Below are 19,878 nucleotides of genomic sequence, written 5' to 3'. Positions count from 1 at the left end.
AGCAATTTCCTCATTAACGAATAAAATTAGAATGGTGGTTAAGATATTGCTTAGCTAATTCTTTTGCCCCTACCACATTTAGATGGTCATCATCTCGATAGAGAGGAATGTTATTCAAACTCATAGAACAACTTCCTTCCTTACAATACAGTTCACTCGGCCTAATAATAATTGTTTCAGGATATATAGACTTTACAATTCTAAATGCCTTTGAGATAAACTCATTCGTTTTAAGATTAATGTCACAGTTAAGAGATTCATTATAAATCTTTTGCTTTATAGGGCACTTAGGGCTTTTACCTTCAAGGGTAGGCGTATCTTCAAATAAAACAGGTACAGCGCCCGAATTTATTATTTCTTCAACAGTTTTTTGCAGCTTATTCTGAAATACGGCTATTTTCTCGTGCTCAGATGTCAGCTGTTTATTATCATCAAACATCCTTCTTGTAGTTTCATCTGGCCATGACGCGGCCAAAACAACATATGAGAAAGCATTTTCACGTATATGCCTTAGTATCATCTCATTTCGAGCTCGACAGCGTTCAGCCTTATAAAGGTTCCCCCCCCAGTTCAAACCAACGATAGGAAGACAACGGTCTAAGGTGTAATCTTGTCCCCAAGCAGAAGCTGTACTTAATAGCTCACTAATAAACGGTACTAAATGATTAGCATGGGAGTCTCCTATTATCAAAACCCCTTTAGAATTCGCTTGACGCTCCCCTATAATACAATCTTCGCTAGGCTTTCTATTATAATCTCGAAATGCTGAATGACATACTTTTCTAGAGTCACTTGAATGCGTATTGAGTGCCTGTTCCATTTTGAGCGTTTGTCCATCAAACCGGCTTTCATATCCCTTTTGATAAATACCAAAAAGAGCTATTGATACAATCAATACTGTTGGTACCACATAAAACTTTATTGCAATAGGAGAAAACGAATTGATACGACTCTTTCTACATGGTTGCTCAATATAATGGTACGAAAGAACAGATAGCACATAAGTCAGCACAATCGCTAATATTTGAATTAACAGCGATAGTTCAATCGATAAATACCTGAGTAAAGTAAAAATTGGCCAATGCCATAAATATAAAGAATAGGAAATATTACCGCTGTAAACCATTGCCTTAGTTCTAAGAAAACGGTTTACCACACCATATTGACTATAAATAAGTAAAGCGGTACCTACCGTAGGGTACAACGCATTATACCCTGGAAATGGAGAGTGCTCGCTTAAAGCAACAGCACTTACAATAATAAGTGCTAGTCCCAAAAGTGAAATAAAATGATGGCTAACTTCATTTAACTTTGGGCGCTTATGCCAAAAAATTGCCACGCAAGAACCAAGAAGCAATTCAAAGAAACGAGTGGGTAATAAATAATATGCAGCACCAATAGTTACTTCTGTCCCCCATTGCGAGAACACTGTCATAGCAACAAACAAGAAAATAGATAACCAAGCTGTAACTTTAACGCCAAATAGTCTGACTGCAATAATAAGCATAATAGGCCACACAAAGTAATACTGCTCTTCTACAGCAAGCGACCATGTATGTAATAAAGGGGCTTCTTGCGAGTTACCATCAAAGTATCCTCCATGATGAATCCACATAAAGAAGTTCCCAGCATATAAAATAACCCAAATAATACTTTGATAAAATTTAACCAAATCTTGAGGGAGCATGATTAATGAGAATACAATAGCTATGATAAAAATAATAAAGAACAATACTGGCATTAACCGCTTGATTCGGCGAGATAAAAACCAACCTATACTAAAGTTTTTCTCTACTATTTTAGGGTAAATAATTGAAGTAATTAAAAAGCCAGAAATAACAAAGAAAACATCAACTCCAACATACCCACCAGAAAATAAAGAAAACCCAGCATGATTCAAGATCACAAGAAACACGGCTATCGTTCTTAAGCCATCAATATCACTACGGTAATTCACAATACTTCCCTTAATTCTTATTGGTTTCTTTGAATATTGAAAGTAACCATGGCAAGTCATCCGTACTTGAATATAGCCAAGCAAACTTTCTTGGGGGCTTACTGACCAAGTGTGTTAATTTAACATACTTATATTTATCTAAAACTGCTAAGTGCTGCTTTTTACACCGTTCGGCCAACTGCTGAAAAACTTTCTTTGCCTGAGGGTTGCTTGAACTTCCAAGCTTGGTCTGTATATAAACACCTTTGCCTACCATAGCAGCCACATCACAGGTATGCTGCCTATCTGAAAAAGGATCAAGCTCCTCTTGTTCAGCGTTTTGAAGAGATACCAAATACTTAGGAATGATTTGCCCTTTGATTTTTCCTTTTGAGGCAACATAGACACCTTTGTCGGCAACAAAGTGTGAAAATGCAATTAATAGACGAGCGGCTTTAGGGCTCGATGTCAACCAATAATATCGCCATAACTGATCTGCAACTAACGCCATCATCCAGGGTGAACATGCTGGCGAATCATCCCCCCATCCTTCATGAGCCCGAAAACTATGCTGTGGACACCCTTCTTTAGGCCAATTATTTTCTGGCAAAAACGTCATTTCCCAAAGATTATTAATAAGATTGTTAACTCTTATATAAGCGCTAGTATCATTAGTTAACTCCCAATAACTAATAGCAACATTTAATGCCGCAGCATGATGACGCTCGGTCCAAAAGTTACTATTATATTGGGCAGACCAAGAGAGAGATGCCTGATATAGTCGCTCAATCACCTCAATAGATGATTCTCTTTGATTCAAAAGATACTGATAAACTATCGATCTACCCATTAAGTACTTAATATCATTAGGTTTCGACAATTTAAAATAACCGTCACTATCAACCTGACTAATATAAAATGCAACAAAACGATCTGCGGAACGCTTCCACTTATCCTCTCCAGTAGCAATGAACAACTGATAAAGAGCCTGAGGACGGTCATACAACCATTGGCTAGCTTCAAAGCGGGGATATTTATTCTTTGCTAATGCTTTTTCATCGATTATATATTCCGCTCTTAACTTTTGAACGTCTCGATACCACTGTTCATCAACGCTATCCCTCTCCGTTAAAAGCAAACTTTTCCTCAACCACTGCGAATCAGGATAAACAAATTCACTATTCATCATCAAACGCTTTGAGGTTTTAAGCAGTTTTTTGTGACTATTTTGCCATACTAATGTTATTGAAGATAAACGAATATCGTTTTGAATAACGATATTAATTAAGCGGACATAATCGAGCTCTCCTGCCAATTTAGGCCAGATTAAACCATAACTAACATCAGCTTTAACTAAAAGCCCCTTATTGAAAACCTTAATGTCGCTTGCGACAGGTATAAGATGATGAGGAACTGGAATAGTTAAGTATGAACCTTTCCCTCCCACTTCTAATGAAATTTTTTGTTGTGAAAACGCAAATAACTTAACTGAAGTGAGACATAAGAGAAACAGAAAAAAAACACGAAAAATAAGCATAATAATGACTATGAAGTTAAATACAGTTGTTGGTATTTTTTTGCACACTCGTCAAGTGAAAACTGTTGTGCAACTTTTTCTCGACTCTCTTGAGCAAACTGTTCATTTAATGCAACATTATTTTGTAAGGTTTTAATGTAACCTGATAATGCTTTATCATCATCATATTCAAATAAATAGCCATTTTTTTGATGGCTAACTAATTTAGGATTCCCTCCCACATGGGTCGCAATAATTGCACACGAATAAGCCATAGCTTCAATAATAGCAAGAGACAAACCTTCAGTCTCAGAAGTAACAACTAACACGTCAAAACTGTTATAGATAGTACTTCTATCACTTACCATGCCATGAAAAACAACTTGCTCAGATAAATCATTCTCATCTACAAATTGTTGAAGTTCAGCTAAACAAGGCCCGTCACCATAAAAATGTATTAACACCTTTTTTTTATATTCGCTCGGCAGGTAACTAACAGCTTTTAATAAACTGATCTGATTTTTAAGTGGAACCATCCGGCCCACGGATCCCAAGCGTAGGCAATCAGATGTCTCTCTATGAATGGTTATTTTCGAAAAATTAACACCATTATCTATCACATGTTTAGTTTTTCGCAGCCATCCATGCGAATTTTCAAAGACATCAGCACCTTCTTGAGAAACAAAAGTAACGTGATCAACAAAATAATTAGCAATTTTATGCACGATCCCCCACATAAATCCCGACAAAGGATCTGCTCCATGACGTGTGTATATAACTTTTTTAAAAAAGTAGATAGGCAAACAAGGCAGTAAAAATTTCAACGGATAGGGAGAATGAAAATGAATAATAGTAAATTTATTGATTACCTTTAGAGCCATTTGCCACTTTTTCGTTCGACTACCAGAGACAAAAAACACTTCTATATCATTTTTTTTGCACTCAGATACAAGAGGATCCTGTTGGCTACCGAATGTCAATATCGCAACTTTTTCCCCTTTTTCACGTTGCACCTGACACAAATCAATGACAAAACGCTCTGCCCCTCCAACTTCTAAACTGGAGACTACATGCAAAACTTTTGATACATTATTATTGTTAATCATTGTTAATCATTAGTTTCTAAATTTTTAACAATTATGCGGTAACATAGATGGGACTTCCAGTACTATCGAAGTCTAAGGCAAAGAAAACAATATACTTTATTGCGGCTAATATTAGATACTAAATGACAATTATTTGTAAAAAAATTGAAAATATAAAGCAGTTAATGGCGCTTGAGCCACAATGGGTAGACTTGAATCACCGTGTGAATGACGGCTGTATATTCACTTCTCCTAAGTGGATAACTACATGGTATGACACTTTTTGGCAAATGGACTGGCACCTCAATTGTTTGGCTATTTTCCGCAATAAGAAGTTGATTGCACTATTCCCTTTGTATTATCAATTTATCAGTAGTGGATTAACAGAAAAAAAGCTCTTTTTACTAGGTCAAGGAGAGCCTGACCAGTCAGAAGTCGCAACCGAATATCCGGATATTTTAATAGAACCAAAAGAGAAAGAAGTAGTTTATCCGTATTTTCTCAAATCATATTGCCAACGTAAATTTGATAGCATTCATATCCGAGCGGTCAAACCAAACGCCAACATACTCGAATTTCTAAAAGTAGAACACAAACTATCTGGGTATCAATATACAATAAATAATCAACAATGGGATAAAAGTTTACTCAGTAAAAACAATCGAAATCGGTACGCCCGCTGTAAAAATCAATTAGCGAAATTAAACAGTAAATTCGTTTGGATTGAACCACAGGATTACCCTATTTATTGGCATCAAATGAGTAAATATCACCAAGCACGATGGCAAAAAAAACACTTGCACGGCGCATTTTTTCATCAAGATTTCCATCAGTTTCATCATTATTTTATCGAAGATAAAAACAATATCCGTATCAGTGCCTTACTGGTAAATGAAGTCATTATCGCTGTGAATTATTATCTTGTGGACAAAAATACACTTTATTTTTATCAGTCAGGTTGGAATGAGTCTTCATACGATAAGTTATCACCGGGGTTCGCGCTACACGTTTGGTCGATAGAAAATAACAATAAGCTTTTTTATGACCTAATGATGGGCCCGATAAGTAATACTTATAAAAATAAATTTAAACCTTTTAAGCGTCCACTTTATGATGTTCATCACCAATTTAAACCAATAAAACACTTAATATTAAAAGTTTTGCGGAAGATAATTTCTATCTAGCTTATAATTCCGCGGCGAGATAACAATAAGGGAATATTTTCAATGGCAAGACGGTTACCCATACAAAAAGAAAAAAATGCACCTGTCGCTTTTTTCTTTCTTATGCTTTATACATTTTTTGTATTGGTAAGGCCACACGAGTTTTCTTTTGAGACAGCAAATTTAATTATAATCAAAGTCTTAACCTTAATAACTATCCTATTAACAATTCTTTCATTGCGACCGATCCGACTAATACCGCAACATTTTATGTTATTTATATTAGTCCCCTTTGTAATCATGTCTGGTTTGTTCAATGGGTGGCTAAGTGGAGGTATCAATCAGGCAAACATTCTAATTATCAGTGCAATCATTCCATTCTTTCTCTTTAGTAACTGCATCACCAGCATACAGCGACAGCATATAATTATGTACATTAGTCTACTGGCCGCCTTATTCATGGTCTATAACGGACATTTACAGTTCTCTACTTATAACGGTGAGTATGGCACAGGGATAGGAAGTAGCCGAAGTGTTGGTAGTATTGCTCGTCAAGAAATTAGAATTACTTATTTTGGTTTTTTTAGCGATCCAAATGATCTTGGCATGTTTTTGGTTATGAATTTCCCTTTCGCTATTTACTTTCTACATAGGGGTAATTTTTTCAAAAAGATCATAATGTTAGGAGTAATTTCAGCTCTGTTTTACGGTGTCTATATGACGGGTTCCCGTGGTACCTTGCTAGGTATTTTAGGTATTATTGGTATTTATTTCCTTTTTACTAAAGCTGGCACTAAACTTATTATCTTTTCAATGATTGTTGCCCCATTAGCCGCTACCTTGCTTGCCTCTTTTGGTGGGGTTTCCTCTTCGGAGTCCTCTGCACATGGACGGCTAGATGCATGGTATGTTGGAGTGCATATGCTTCTTAACAACCCTATTTTTGGTATAGGTATGGGCAACTTCATTGAAGAACATAATCTTGTTGCTCACAATTCATATATTCATATTGCCGCAGAGCTTGGCATATTTGGCTACTCAATTTGGGGAGGAGTATTAATAGTCACTATGCTTGTAGGATTTTTATTAATGAAAAAATATCAAACCCTCGACGGAGAAACTGTATCAAGTGATACCAAACGCCAGTATCAGAATGAATTACTGATAAACAAAACCCTGTTTTTTTCAATGGTGGGTTTTATGATAACAGCCTTTTTCCTCAGTAGAAGCTATAGCTTATTACTTTTCATTTTTCTAGGGTTGTTAACAGCTAGTCATTTAAGAGTCATCAAAATTAGGCCCGAATTAAAAGAATTATTTTCCGCCACCATGATATTTAAAAGCATAAAATATTCATGGTTGATTATTTTTACTGTATTTATAGCAATGAAAATTGGCCTATAGTAAGCAACTAATTAGAGTACCCAATGAAAAAACAATTATTTGCCAGCTCTTTTTTTAGGCTCATTGAAAACATCATTTTGGTTAGTATTTCCTTATTACTGACACCGTTTTTCATTAAGACCCTCGGTAATAATGACTATGGGTTGTGGTTACTTACGCTGTCAATTTTAGGTTGGTTCAATGTTATTGATTTGGGCTTTCCTGCTGCCGTTCAACGCCAAATAACGATTGCATTAGAAAAAAAAGATAATGCACACATCAATACCATTTTTTCCACAAGTATTGTCTTATTTGGCTCTCTCGGAATAATTTCTACAATTGGTTTATATACTTTATCCCAGTTTCCAATGATTGTTGGTGTAGACAATACAAGTGCAACGACATTTTCAAGCATACTAACCTTGTTAATGATTAAAGTACTTTGGGATTTTTTAATGAATGCCTTTCATGGCTTCTTCTCAGGTATGTTGCGATATGATATTGATGCAAATATTTCCACCTTTAACTCTATAATTAAAGCCGTTCTAGTCTTTATATTGATACCCCAAATGCATATTTTTGGTGCAGTCGCTGCTACTCTTTTAGCTGACTTTCTCAGTAATATTTTAAAAATTTACTTTGTAAAAAAGTTGTACCCACCGCTTAGGTTTAGCCGAACATTTGTTTGTTTTAGTGAGCTTAAAGAACTTTTTAATTTCTCTAAACATGTAATCGCAAGCGGAATAGCGAATTCTTTAAATACAAAATCAGCTCCAATTTTAGTCACAAAATTATTCGAATTAACTTTAGTTCCTATATATAGTATTGCTAACAGGCTAAGCACCTTAGTAGAAGGGTTCGCAAAATCAATCACGGCAATATTTCAACCCGTATTTACTCGAATGGTTGCCCGCGATGAAGATATGGAAGAGATGTACAATAATGTATCACTGATTAATATTACTGTTTACAGTATCTTATATCAGTCATTATTTATCTTTTGTGGCATGTTTATTGTGCTTTGGGTGGGTGATAATTTTACCGATTCTATTCTACTAGTGAACCTTCTCATATTCACATTCTTGTGCCGTTCATTAGGTTGGTCGACAAAAGCAGTTTTACTAGCACAAGCTAATCATAAGTTTTTAACACTCACTAATTTAGCTGGTGCACTCATCAACATTACTTCGTCAATTATATTAGCTCACTACTTTGGTCTTCAAGGTATTGCTTTAGGTAGCGCTCTTGGCTTTTTCTGTACCGATGTAGTGTTAAACCTATACTTACTTAAACGTTATAACAACTTCAATATTACCCCTGTAATTAGAGGCTTTTTACTTTCGGTGGTATTAACCTATACATTCGGAATACTAGGGCAAACCATACTAGAACAATATGTTGAACAAAGTTGGTTTATGTTAATAATATTTACCATCGTGCTGTTTCCTTTTATTGTAGTGACAAACTGGTTTTTCATACTCAATAAAACGCTGAAGAAACAGTCGATATCAATAATTACATCTAAACTACCATTTGGTAATAAGGCATAAGTGGATAACATGGATTTATATACCCCTCTTTTTCGGCATGTCATTATGCCTATTTATGACAGAATAAAAGGCAAAAACCTCATTCCTTATGTAAATGAATATCAGCAGCATTTATCATGGAGTCCAGAACAGTTAAAAGATAAACAATGGCAAGAGCTACAAAAATTAATTAAGCACGCCTTTGAGCATACTCTTTTTTATCCTAAATACTGGAAAACTCATGGCATCGATTCCTACTTAGACATACAGTCAATGAATGAATTTGAAAAACTCCCTGTTGTAACAAAGTCATTAATACGTGAGCACTATCGTGAATTTGTCAGTGATTTACACCCTAATAATATAAAAAAATCTACTGGTGGCTCAACAGGGCAGCCTTTTACATTCGAATTAGATATTGAAAGCAATACTAGGCGAGAAGCTGTAATGTGGCGAGGTTATGGTTGGTTGGGGGCTGGTTTAGGTATAAAAACACTGTACTTATGGGGTGCAGACTTAGGCAACCCTAATCAGGCAAAATCACTCAAAAACGCTTTATATCACGGTTTTTATCACAGAAAAATGCTCAATTCATTTGCTATGAATAAAGATAATATGATCAATTATATTCGTGATATTAATCTTTACAAAGCTGATGCCATTGTTTCCTATGTTAATCCTTTATATGAATTATCACGTTATATCATAGCAAATAACCTCAAAGTAACTTCACCAAAACGAATACTTACTGGTGCAGAACAACTACATGATTTTCAACGTGATACAATTGAAAAAGCATTCAAAGCTCCCGTATACAATACGTTTGGCTGTAGAGAATTCATGCTCATTGCTGCGGAATGCCAGCAAGAAAAACAATTACATATGAATGTTGATCATCTTGTCATTGAAGTAATTGATGAACATGGCCAGACACTCATTGGCTCATCAGGAGACCTAGTTATTACCGATCTCTATAATTACGGTATGCCTCTTATTCGCTATGTAAACGGTGATAAAGCAACAATCGAGAATGCGAAATGTAATTGTGGTAACCCTCTACCTATTATTAGTAGCATCGATGGCCGCAAGTTAGATATTATTAAAACAACGACTGGGGCTACCATTCCTGGTGAGTTGTTTCCCCATATGTTTAAAGAATTTTCAGGAATTGAACGATTTCAAGTCATTCAGAAAGAGTTAGCAAGTATTACCGTCAAGCTGGTCTGTAACCAAACGTTTTCTACAATCGATGAACAATCAATTCGAGATGAAATAAATAAATACAGTAAAGGCTCTCTTAATATCTATATTGAAAGAGTCGATCATATTCCACTAACTAAAACAGGTAAGCATAAGGTTACTATCTGTGAAGTCTAACAAAACCAAATTGCTAATTATTACGAACCTATTTCCTCTACCTTGGGAACCTAATAGAGCAACCTTTAATCGACAACAATTTGAGCCATTAGTCGAAGAATACGATGTTCATTATCTTATCCCTATCGCTTTTATTGAATGGTTTAAATATAGAAAAACAATCAGGCAGAGTGCTAAAAGAAGGTATGTACCTTATTTCTTCACCCCCAAAGTTGGCCGTCGTTTTTACTCACTATCAATGTTTTTATCCATGCTACTTCATTCAGGATTATGGTTAAAACAATTGAAACCTACTAAGTTACTGGCTAGTTGGGCATACCCTGATGCTGTTGCTGCCCGTTGGCTAAGCCAATGCTTAGGAGCAGACTTCTACTTTAAAGTACATGGCAGTGACATTGACATTCAATGTCAACATAGTGCTCGTGCCAAACAAGTTGTGAAAGCAAGTCGGTTTGCGAAAGGGATTTTATCTGTATCCCAAGCTCTGGCAAAAAAGATGATCACCATGGGTGTCGACGAGAAAAAAATAAAAGTTATCTACAACGGTGTAGACCATAATAAGTTTAATCAGGTAAGTGAACGCCCCCACCCTCATGAATATCTTTTATTTATAGGTAACCTCAAGCATGACAAGGGAGTTATAGAGTTACTCGAAGGCTTTGCAAAAATTAGTTCGTATCAATCAGAGCTTAATTTAATATTTGCTGGTAATGGAATCATGAAGCCTAAGTTAATAGAACTAGCAAAGCAGTATCATATTACAAATCAAGTAATATTTTTAGGTAGCGTTGATCATAGCGAAATCCCCATGTGGTTAAATCATTGTCGAGCATTAATTTTACCTAGCTATCACGAGGGGGTACCTAATGTCATTTTAGAGGCCATGGCATGTGGTAAACCCATCATAGCAACCGACGTGGGCGGCATTCCTGAAATTGTTGATGAACAAATCTGCGGTAAAATAATTCCCGCACAAGACGATAATGCTATTGCAAGCGCTATTCGCTACATTTCAGAACATCATTGGGACCCATCTGAAATCAAAAAACATAGTTTGCAATTTTCTTGGCAGAAAAATAAAGCGCAACTAGTCAATTTATTAGAAAGTAAATAACTTTTCTCTACCTAAGACTAATTTGATAGCATAGTTAAAGTGATTGCAAACCAAATTCTAATACTAATAAAGGCCGTTAGCTAAATGAACATCCTATTTCATCATAGAACAAGAGGTAAAGGTGCTGAAGGTGTCCACATACGTGGTGTCACTAAAGGGCTAAGGGAGCTAGGACATAATGTCAGTATATTGTCGTTGCCTGGCGCGGAACCTGAGCAACAAGAAGAAAACAAAACACCAAAAAATCAGCAAACACAATCCCAAAATGGTGTACTTGCATTCCTCGCTAACTTAACAAAATATACCCCAGAGTTTGTTTTTGAATTAATAGAAATTATGTTTAATTTTATTTCTATTTTTCGTTTACGAAAAGCAGTTGCAGACGCTAAAGCAGATATGATCTACGAACGATATTCCTTATTTCTATTTGCATCTGTCTGGTGGGCCAAAAAGCATAATATCCCCATTGTACTCGAAATTAATGACTCTAGTTTAGTGCATCGTGTTAGGAAACTGTTCTTTGTCTCCTTAGCACGAAAATTTGAACGCTGGATATTTAAAAATGCTACAGGCTTAGTCTTTATTTCAAGTGAATTTAAACAGATTGCAGAACAAGAACACGGTGAAATAGCGCCATGTGTAGTTTCACCCAATGCTGCAGATTTAGATGCATTTGTTATTAATGAAGACAAAGCACAAAAGTTGAGAATAAAACTGAACATTGATGATAAAGTCGTTATTGGCTATGTCGGCGCTTTTGTGCATTGGCATGGCATTGACTGGTTTGTAGATCTTATCAGCGAACAGCTAAAAAACTTCCCAAACATTGTCTTATTACTTATTGGTGATGGTGTTAGTTATGAACCAATTAAACAACGAATCAAACAAGCTGATATTGAAGAGCAAGTCATTCTTACTGGTCGAGTAGCCCATCACGAAGTAAGTACCTATTTGTCAGCAATGGATTTTGGTATTTTACCTGATTCAAATAACTATGGTTCGCCCATGAAATTATTTGAATTTATGGCAATGGGCAAAGGCATGGTTGCCCCAAACTTTACACCTATTGCCGAAGTAGTAAAAGACGATGAAACTAGCTGGTTATTTCCAGCAAATGATCGCCAAGCATGTATTGACAAAACCTTAGCTGTTGCAAAAGATACACAAGCACAAAAGAAGGTTGGTACTAATGCTCGTGCCTATATCGAAAATGAGCGTCAATGGAAGCATAATGCTCAGCAGTTATTATCACTCGTTAAACAACCAGACATTATGGATAAAATGTAAAGGAATAATAATTAAATGTTAATAACGTTACTCATTATCGCTATAGCGATGACAGCTGGTTTCATTTTAGTCATTAGAAAAAAACATATGCACCTATGGCTAGGGCATTATCTAAAAAGAAAACTCCGTCCCTCAGTAAAAAGTAAAGAGCCTAAGCACATAATGTTTTGTTTTGTAGATCATTATGAACCTATGTGGGGAAAAAATGTAAGTTATCAACAAGAATGTGATCGCGTTTCTCGTTGGCATAAAGAGTACCCGAAAGTAGCTATGCAGTTTAAAGATGCTGATGGTTGCTACCCTAAGCACTCATTTTTTTATCCCGAAGAAGAGTATCGAAAAGAACACTTAGATAAAATTACTGAGTTATGCGCTCAAGGGTTAGGGGAAATAGAAATTCACTTACATCATCACAATGACACCAGTGAGAATCTGCGTACTACATTAGAAAGATTTACCGAAACTTTGCATGAGAACCATGGTGCATTTGTTCGAGACAAGCAAACTGGCAAATTACAATATACTTTTATCCATGGTAATTGGTGTTTAGACAATAGCCTCCCTAGTGGGAATATGTGTGGAGTCAATGATGAACTCATTGTATTAAAAGAAACAGGCTGTTTTGCTGACTTTACCTTTCCGTCAGCGCCTAGTCCAACTCAACCAGCAATAGTGAATGAAATCTACTACGCAAAAGATGATCCAAACAAACCAAAATCTCATAATACTGGAAAAATGGTTGAAGTTGGCGGACAACCATGGGGAGACCTCATGTTAATAACTGGCCCTGTAGGCTTAAATTGGAAGCAATGCAAGAGAGGCATAATACCACAGATCGAAAACAGTGATATCCGCACCTCAATGCCTCCAACGAGCGATAGGGTTGATCTATGGGTTGATACCGCTATAACAGTTAAAGGAAAGCCTGACTGGCTATTTATTAAGATTCATACTCATGGTACCCAAGAGCAAGATATAGATACATTACTAGGACAACCATTTCATGATATGTGTCAATACCTAGATAAAAAATATAATGATGGTAATAAATATAAGCTTCATTATGTTTCTGCTAGAGAAATGTACAATATAGTAAAGGCTGCAGAGGCAGGTGAAAACAATGATCCTAATGAATACCGAGACTATGTCGTAGCGGCACCAAGCTATAAGGTCGGTTAATTGTAATGAAAACAATATTAAAAAAGCTATACGGAAAAGTAATGTGGCCAATGATACCAAAAGGTATTTATTGCTTTAATTATCATCGTATAGGCGATGAAAACGCTAGTATCTTTGACCCTAATGTATTCAGTTGTACTGCCAAACAATTTGAACAACATGTACAGTTTTATAACAAGAACTTTATAGTCATTAGTATTGAACAACTAATAGACAAAATCGAAAGAAATTTACCTATTGATAATAAATACGCATTAATCACTTTTGATGATGGTTATATTGACAACTATGATATTGCTTATCCAATACTAAAAAAGTATCAAACACCGGCCGCATTTTATGTTGCTACCAATTACCTCGATACACCTCATATACCATGGTGGGATGAAATTGCGTGGATCATTCGCCACACAAATAATACACAAATAAAATTTGAAAATTGGTCTGAAACTGTAGATATCAGCTCAGGTAGCATCACTGAAAAAGTAAGAAATATATTGAGGGTGATAAAACAAGACAAAGAGCGCACAATGGTAGATAAAATCACTGAGCTATCAAAAATATGCCAGTGTGAAATGCCTGATGAGTTACGCAAAACCCCATTATTTATCAGCTGGAAACAAGCAAAAGAAATGTCAGATAATGGCATGCATATAGGTTCTCATACCATGTCTCATACCATACTTTCTCACTTGCCCCCTCAAGAGCAACTGAAAGAGATCAGCCAATCAAAAGCGATAATTGAGCAACACCTATCGAAAGAAGTCACTTCAATTGCGTATCCTGTAGGTGGTCACTCGGCATTTACCGAAACGACACGTCAATTAGCCCAACAAGCTAATTACAAAGTAGCATTTTCTTTTGTTCCAGGCATCATCACTTCATTCAATAGCCAAGAGCGTTTTCAGCTTAAACGACTGCCTGTAGATGGAAATTGTAAAGTTTCGCAACTAAAAAATATTATCGTTAAAAATACATAGGACATAGAACATTATGGCAAATACAATCGTTCTTGCTGCAGGCCCAAATGGCTTAGGTGTTGTAAGAAGCTTACATATGCAAGGTGTAAAATGTCAGGTAATTACTCGCGATAAAAATGACATTACTTTAAGATCTAAAGTACCTACAATTAAATTGTATGCTGATGGTTCAACTGATGAAGAGCAACAAAAATGGTTGTTATCTATCCTAAGCACACAACCTAAGAATACCGTTATTATTCCAACATCCGATTGGTATGTAACTTTTTTAACAGAACACTCTTCAGTACTACAAGCAAACTGTGTGTTTATCATTCCAGATGCGGAATTATCAGAAATATTAATCGATAAAGCAGAGGAAACCATTGCTGTAGGTAAAGTTATCCCTATTCCTAAAACCGTACAGCAAATCAACAATGAACAACAATTACTTAATCAACTTGCTTTACCAATTATTATTAAGCCAAGATCCCATAAGCACATGGTGTTAGGATGTAAGAATATTGTCATTAACTCACGGAATGAACTAGAGCAATTTTTCAATACATTCGGTGATAAACTCGAGCATTTAATTGCTCAAGAGATAATTCAGGGTCCAGATAAGCTTCAATGGGTATGTAATTGCTTTTTTGATGAAAATAGTGAACTAACACAAGCCTTTACTTTTAATCGACTACGACTTTCTCCTTCGCACTATGGCGTCACAAGTTATGCAATAAGTAAGAAAAATCAAGACGTAATGGAGCTTTCCGCCAAACTAGGTAAAGCATTAAAGTATACTGGACCTGCCATGATAGAATTCAAGCAAGACCCTGTTGACAATATTTACAAGTATATTGAAATCAATCCTCGACTCGGTATGTGCAACTTTTTTGATACTTCTTGTGGCATAAACAACGCGTATGCGACCTACTTATTAGCAACAAACCAAGCACTGCCTCAAAACAATCAAATGCAAGAAAATGTAATGTTTGTGAGCTTTTATGAGGATTTATTCTCCCGTTTAAGAGATGGAGAATCATTTTTTGGCGTTATGCAGGAATATATTAAAAATTTCATTAAGAAGCGCCACATCTATATTTATTTTGTCTGGTGGGATCCGTATCCAGCAATAGTGTTAGCCGCTAGGCAGGTATCGGATATTTTCAAATCCGCTTGGCGGAAGGTATTTAATTAAATGGCGACAATCACAATAACTAAAATTAATCAATCGAGTGATAGCATAACTCCATTACCAGAATCGAGCTTTTACGGAAGAAAGTTAAGCTGTAAGATCATGGGAGCTATCAGCCATGTTGAGACTACCCATAGCCATATTTTTATCATTGGCTATATCCAAGATAATGATTACTTACACTCAAAAGACAAGGCTGAATATTTTTCTAACGAAAACATATTAGATAATATCACTAAACTTAACGGTCACTATTCACTAATAAAAGTTTGTAAAAATACAGACCAATTTACAGTATTTAGCAACAAATCAGGTGGAAACCGAGTTTATCTCAGACAAAACGATTCTCAATGGATTATTAGCCAAAAGCTAAGTAATTTAGTTACAAATAATGACACCATAGAGAATATAGCTCTTGAAGAAGAGTTTTTATACCGCTGGATTACTGGAGAGCACAGCTTAATCAAAGGTGTTTATCAAGTGCCCTCTGGGCATTATTGGTTAATTTCTCAGGATATTATCAAAGAAAAAATCAAATATTTTTCTTTACCCATCGCTCACCCAGAAAGGTATCAAAACGAATCTTTAGAAAGCCTCACTTCTACAACGCATAGCCTACTAACCACAGCACTGAACAAAATGGTTAGACCTAGAAAAAAAGTAGCTATATTGCTTAGCGGAGGTGTTGACTCATCAATTTTAGCAGCAATGGCTCATCATGCTGGTCATGAGCTAGTTGCGATATCACATCGTTCTTTACAGCACGAAAACCCAGAGCTAAATACCGCAATAAAATTTGCTAAAACGTTAAACATCGAACACAGAATAATTGATATTGATGATAATGAAATAGCTTGTGCTTTTAAGCAATGCTCTAAAATAATTGAACAAGCTCCGCGCTTTCAAAGTTCAATTATTTTATTTTTACTTTTTTCCAAGCTTGAAGGTGAGTTTTACCAAGTTATTTATGGGGAAGCAGCAGATACCTTATTTGGGAATAATACACTTAAACGTTATTTACAAAGATATAAAAAACGGCAACATATTAGTACTATTATCAATGCTATTCCATTGCTTGATAATATAATTAAGTTACTTCCTCAAAATTCTAAAATTAGTATGTTGTTAAACGAGTCTGTTGAAGACTTTATCCGCTCAAATAATCAGCTCGCACTCAACGACTACAGTATCAACTACATTAGAAAAATCACCTCGTTAAAAAAGGATAATTATTCATTCCAACAGTTAACTTCAGATTTACCAATAAAACCAAATCTAAAAAATGATTTATTAAAAATTAAGCGTTTTGCCCTAAATACTGATGTAGATAATCATTTCCATGAAACAGGTGCGTTAGCTAACCATTTCAACATAGAGATAATAAGCCCGTTTGTAGATATTGATGTAATCAATTTTGCATCTCAGCTACCAGTGTACCATACGATAGCAGGCGACAACGTTAAACCAATCCTCCGAAAAATTGGTGAAATGTACTTTAAATCAGAATTAATGTATTTACCTAAAAAAGGCTTTCCTGCCCCACACTTGAAATGGCTTGAAACATGTTTGCGTGATTATGTAATAACAGCAGCAGAATATTTAAACATTAGCGATCCAAACCAACTAGACACTGAAACTCAATGGACTATTGCTGCACTTGATATTGTACTGCAAGAACTCAACATCAAATATTAACATCAACATTTAGTTGAGGTTGTTAACCTATAACGAATTAGAGCTACTCCTTGTTTTAGCCATTGACGCCATCGGTAATTACGGACAATATCGTGGGCGTATTTAGCTAAATCAGGTCGTTGATGTTTTATGGCAAATTTATAATTATCGAGCCAAAAAGTTGCTTGGCTTTCTTTATAAATTTTAATTCCTTTAAGAAGGCTCAGCTTATTTGTTAACAAAGGAAGATTTTTGGTCTGTTTACCTAAAATCTCCAAAACAAACATTGTACGGAGGCACTTTTCACATTCACCACAGTTAAACTCTTCTGATGAATTACAAATACGAATACTATCTAATGCATTTTGATTTTCAGCAATAGTCATGGTCTTTTCCGAACGTGAAACAGCGCCATGATGAAGCACTTGAGTAATACCATTAGACAAAAGCGGATCTGTTAACAAATGACTTCCCCAAGGGAAAAGTTCATCAATATTATGAGAGGCTGGGATATATAAAAACTCAAGCCCAAAGGCTAAGACCATTGCAGTTAACAGCGCAGCATGCTGAATAGAACGATTACCATTTGGAAATACATGACGAATGTTTGTCGTTACAATCAATAACTGCTTACCGTTTCGACAGGCAAAATCACTATATAACTCAATAGCCGCTTCTACTTTATCAACTTCTTCTAATTGAATATCTAAGCCAATACATAAAAAAACGTGACTAAGCGATTGCTCAGTCAACACATATGTATAGAACGAATCAACCCCTCCAGAAAATAATGAAACCTTCCCTTTAGGAGTAAAGCTTCTGTCTACTGCATTGACATTAATATTAATGGGTAGAAGCTCATCTGGGAACCATCGGGTAAAAATACGTTGATGTTCAAATAAATTCTCAACTAGCGTTTTCGAAACTGGATAATCATTTGGAAGCTGTAAGTCAGTACCATCTTGCATTGATTGAAGATAAAGAGATAAGAATACACAATCATTTAGTAAAGGGAGGTTATCAGCCCCTTTAAAGTTAAATATTAAGGGAAAGTTATTTTCAATAGTTATTAAAACATCAATAGAGTTATTTTCATTGTTCGATTGTTCGATCGCTAAAATTTTCAACTGGTGCCCCAAAATATTAATAATTAACTAGGTACTTCACCTAATGTGTCAGGATCAAGCGATGGCTCATAAAAATAAATTGAACCGACTATACAATTATTTTCTGTTATTTCACTCATACTGACATATTGACTGACTTTGTTAATATTATACTCATCTGAATATCTAGAAGTTAATGCGACCTTTACATTCATATCATCTAAACCAGCAGATTTCCGTCTTCGTTTTAAAAAGAAGTTATTTAGTAAATACTTATCAAAATCTCGTAAGAATGACTTTAACTTATACTTAAACAACATCTTGTCAAGAATTAGCTTAATTTGCTGAAAATCTTTTTTAATAGCCAATTCTCTAAAAGTATTAAAATAATCAAAATCACTATCATCAAGTATCGTTTGCTTAGCAAGTCCATTGATATCAATTTCATTACGAAAACTAATTTCATGTTCAGCATTATTTAATAATAACGCCACATATGTCCGAATACATTTAGAACATTGCCCACAATTATGTTTAGGATCTTTCCAACAAACCCATAAATGCGATAAAGCGTAAGGTGTTTTTTTAAGAAAAGTAATTTTTTTTGAGCGATCCGCTTCTAAGCCTGTATGGATAAAGCTGGTATGCTGAGTATTCCAGAAATGATCCAATAACGGATGGCTTCCGTCAGGCTTGATATGAGAATAGGTTGTCGCTGAACTCAAATAGTACTTTTTAAACTTCAAAATCAAGCCAATAGCCGCTAAACAAGCACCAAAGTTAACCACTCTAGCAATACCATAGTTCAAGATAAACGTTTTAAAATTAGTTTCTACTGCAAGTAATTGCTTGTCAAAGTGCTCAACGAAATGACTATTACGAGCGACCATATTAGACCAAGTAATATTTCCCATGCCAAAATCAAAACCATTTATTAGGATTAAATAATCAATATCCTCCAAATGCTTCATCATGGTATACGTACCATCAACACCACCTGAAAAAAATGACCCTGTTCTATCTTGACCTTGCGAAATAGGGGCTAAATTAGAGTAAACATTGATTTTTTTAAAACATGGATTCCAATCATGATATATACTTTGAATATGATCTAATTGGTGATAAATTTCTTCGGAAATAAAGTAATTTTTACTGACTTCAATATCTTTACCAAGCAACATAGCAGGTAAAAGCAAAGACACCAAAAATGGTGTTGCATCTAAGTTATCAGGTTTGAATTGAACAGGTACCCTAAACCAAAGTTTTTGAAATCCAACATCTGCAGAGATTTGATAACACTTACCAATAGAAGTAACTGATATGTTGCTAATTTTTAATAACGAAGGCAATTTTTTTTCTCTAAAAATTTATACCC

15 protein-coding genes are annotated in these 19,878 nt (G+C 35.3%); 10 read left to right on the top strand and 5 right to left on the bottom strand.

Annotation, left to right across the window (positions count from 1 at the left end; translation table 11 throughout):
* Positions 1 to 13 precede the first annotated feature (13 nt).
* From IV514_RS01175 to IV514_RS01165, 3 genes are read right to left on the bottom strand one after another with little or no spacing between them, the layout of a single operon-like run.
* Positions 14 to 1,957, bottom strand: coding sequence for an acyltransferase family protein (locus IV514_RS01175; RefSeq protein WP_206483089.1), 1,944 nt, complete (start codon positions 1,955 to 1,957; stop codon positions 14 to 16).
* A 10-nt stretch (positions 1,958 to 1,967) separates the two neighbouring features.
* Entirely contained in the window at positions 1,968 to 3,521 is a 1,554-nt protein-coding gene (locus IV514_RS01170) for a hypothetical protein (RefSeq protein WP_206483088.1), read from the bottom strand.
* Positions 3,482 to 4,558, bottom strand: coding sequence for a glycosyltransferase family 4 protein (locus IV514_RS01165; RefSeq protein WP_206483087.1), 1,077 nt, complete (start codon positions 4,556 to 4,558; stop codon positions 3,482 to 3,484). Before IV514_RS01165 ends, IV514_RS01170 begins: the two co-directional genes overlap by 40 nt.
* A gap of 122 nt (positions 4,559 to 4,680) precedes the next feature.
* Here IV514_RS01165 and IV514_RS01160 point away from each other — a divergent pair, with 122 nt between their 5' ends.
* From IV514_RS01160 to IV514_RS01115, 10 genes are all read left to right on the top strand, one after another.
* The gene (locus IV514_RS01160) at positions 4,681 to 5,721 is read left to right on the top strand and encodes a GNAT family N-acetyltransferase (RefSeq protein WP_206483086.1); all 1,041 of its coding nucleotides are present in this window, start codon (positions 4,681 to 4,683) and stop codon (positions 5,719 to 5,721) included.
* A 42-nt stretch (positions 5,722 to 5,763) separates the two neighbouring features.
* Complete coding sequence (locus IV514_RS01155; protein ID WP_206483085.1) at positions 5,764 to 7,104, top strand: O-antigen ligase family protein; 1,341 nt, start codon at positions 5,764 to 5,766, stop codon at positions 7,102 to 7,104.
* A 23-nt stretch (positions 7,105 to 7,127) separates the two neighbouring features.
* Positions 7,128 to 8,633, top strand: a complete 1,506-nt coding sequence (locus tag IV514_RS01150; protein ID WP_206483084.1) for an oligosaccharide flippase family protein — start codon at positions 7,128 to 7,130, stop codon at positions 8,631 to 8,633.
* A gap of 9 nt (positions 8,634 to 8,642) precedes the next feature.
* Positions 8,643 to 9,989, top strand: coding sequence for a phenylacetate--CoA ligase family protein (locus tag IV514_RS01145; protein WP_206483083.1), 1,347 nt, complete (start codon positions 8,643 to 8,645; stop codon positions 9,987 to 9,989).
* Positions 9,979 to 11,103, top strand: coding sequence for a glycosyltransferase (locus IV514_RS01140; RefSeq protein ID WP_206483082.1), 1,125 nt, complete (start codon positions 9,979 to 9,981; stop codon positions 11,101 to 11,103). Before IV514_RS01145 ends, IV514_RS01140 begins: the two co-directional genes overlap by 11 nt.
* An 84-nt stretch (positions 11,104 to 11,187) precedes the next feature.
* On the top strand, positions 11,188 to 12,390 hold the full coding sequence (locus IV514_RS01135; protein ID WP_206483081.1) for a glycosyltransferase family 4 protein: 1,203 nt from the start codon (positions 11,188 to 11,190) through the stop codon (positions 12,388 to 12,390).
* Between the two features lie 162 nt (positions 12,391 to 12,552).
* The gene (locus IV514_RS01130) at positions 12,553 to 13,569 is read left to right on the top strand and encodes a hypothetical protein (RefSeq protein WP_241242134.1); all 1,017 of its coding nucleotides are present in this window, start codon (positions 12,553 to 12,555) and stop codon (positions 13,567 to 13,569) included.
* A gap of 5 nt (positions 13,570 to 13,574) precedes the next feature.
* Entirely contained in the window at positions 13,575 to 14,549 is a 975-nt protein-coding gene (locus IV514_RS01125) for a polysaccharide deacetylase family protein (RefSeq protein ID WP_206483079.1), read from the top strand.
* A 13-nt stretch (positions 14,550 to 14,562) separates the two neighbouring features.
* Positions 14,563 to 15,726: a hypothetical protein gene (locus tag IV514_RS01120; RefSeq protein ID WP_206483078.1), complete on the top strand. Its 1,164-nt coding sequence runs from the start codon at positions 14,563 to 14,565 to the stop codon at positions 15,724 to 15,726.
* Complete coding sequence (locus IV514_RS01115; protein WP_206483077.1) at positions 15,727 to 17,418, top strand: asparagine synthase C-terminal domain-containing protein; 1,692 nt, start codon at positions 15,727 to 15,729, stop codon at positions 17,416 to 17,418.
* Positions 17,419 to 17,420: 2 nt separating this feature from the next.
* Here IV514_RS01115 and IV514_RS01110 read toward each other — a convergent pair whose 3' ends face one another.
* Both IV514_RS01110 and IV514_RS01105 read right to left on the bottom strand, forming a co-directional pair.
* The gene (locus tag IV514_RS01110; protein ID WP_206483076.1) at positions 17,421 to 18,524 is read right to left on the bottom strand and encodes a hypothetical protein; all 1,104 of its coding nucleotides are present in this window, start codon (positions 18,522 to 18,524) and stop codon (positions 17,421 to 17,423) included.
* Between the two features lie 23 nt (positions 18,525 to 18,547).
* A complete protein-coding gene (locus IV514_RS01105) occupies positions 18,548 to 19,852 on the bottom strand; it encodes a hypothetical protein (RefSeq protein WP_206483075.1) in 1,305 nt (434 codons plus the stop codon).
* Between the last annotated feature and the right edge of the window lie 26 nt (positions 19,853 to 19,878).

It is taken from the genome of Thalassotalea sp. G2M2-11 (assembly GCF_017168195.1).
Lineage (GTDB): Bacteria > Pseudomonadota > Gammaproteobacteria > Enterobacterales > Alteromonadaceae > Thalassotalea_E.
This window is presented reverse-complemented; position numbering and strand designations above follow the sequence as displayed.

Coding starts and splice junctions, on each gene's coding strand:
- IV514_RS01115 (WP_206483077.1), top strand. CDS start 15,727: ATGGCGACAATCACAATAACTAAAATTAATCAATCGAGTGATAGCATA.
- IV514_RS01155 (WP_206483085.1), top strand. CDS start 5,764: ATGGCAAGACGGTTACCCATACAAAAAGAAAAAAATGCACCTGTCGCT.
- IV514_RS01165 (WP_206483087.1), bottom strand. CDS start 4,558: ATGATTAACAATAATAATGTATCAAAAGTTTTGCATGTAGTCTCCAGT.
- IV514_RS01120 (WP_206483078.1), top strand. CDS start 14,563: ATGGCAAATACAATCGTTCTTGCTGCAGGCCCAAATGGCTTAGGTGTT.
- IV514_RS01130 (WP_241242134.1), top strand. CDS start 12,553: ATGTTTTGTTTTGTAGATCATTATGAACCTATGTGGGGAAAAAATGTA.
- IV514_RS01135 (WP_206483081.1), top strand. CDS start 11,188: ATGAACATCCTATTTCATCATAGAACAAGAGGTAAAGGTGCTGAAGGT.
- IV514_RS01160 (WP_206483086.1), top strand. CDS start 4,681: ATGACAATTATTTGTAAAAAAATTGAAAATATAAAGCAGTTAATGGCG.
- IV514_RS01125 (WP_206483079.1), top strand. CDS start 13,575: ATGAAAACAATATTAAAAAAGCTATACGGAAAAGTAATGTGGCCAATG.
- IV514_RS01150 (WP_206483084.1), top strand. CDS start 7,128: ATGAAAAAACAATTATTTGCCAGCTCTTTTTTTAGGCTCATTGAAAAC.
- IV514_RS01145 (WP_206483083.1), top strand. CDS start 8,643: ATGGATTTATATACCCCTCTTTTTCGGCATGTCATTATGCCTATTTAT.